The following is a 397-nucleotide window of genomic DNA, read 5'->3' as shown; positions in this document are numbered from 1 at the left end:
GGTTTTGACATCCCGGACATCCTGCACGACATCGCTAAGCGGCCATTCATTCTGGTGGGTACATTGGCCCTGGTGCTGCTGGCCCTGCTGGCCGCCACGTCATTCAATCGTGCGATCAAGGCACTGGGTGGCAAACGCTGGCAGGCGCTGCACCGCACCGTGTATGCGGTGGCAGGGTTGGCGGTGCTGCACTTTTTCTGGATGCGTGCTGGCAAGAACAATTTTGGTGAAGTGGCCATCTATGCCGCCATCCTCGGCGCGCTGCTGGGGTGGAGGCTTTGGCACCGACTGCAAAAGCGGTCGGCTGCACCGGGTGGTGCAGCGGCAAGACGGACAGCCGCTGGATCTCCGGGAAGTTGAATGCTATTAAATTTATAGCTTATTGGGCATATAGTTG

Annotated in this window: 1 protein-coding gene; it reads left to right on the top strand. The window is 58.4% G+C overall.

Features of this window, described 5'->3' with window-relative positions:
- On the top strand, nucleotides 1–360 hold a 360-nt coding region (locus GPA27_RS28655), incomplete at its 5' end, for a ferric reductase-like transmembrane domain-containing protein (RefSeq protein ID WP_211165324.1).
- Nucleotides 361–397 lie beyond the last annotated feature (37 nt).

The organism is Aromatoleum toluolicum (genome assembly GCF_012911005.2).
Taxonomy (GTDB): Bacteria; Pseudomonadota; Gammaproteobacteria; order Burkholderiales; family Rhodocyclaceae; genus Aromatoleum; species Aromatoleum toluolicum.
This window is presented reverse-complemented; position numbering and strand designations above follow the sequence as displayed.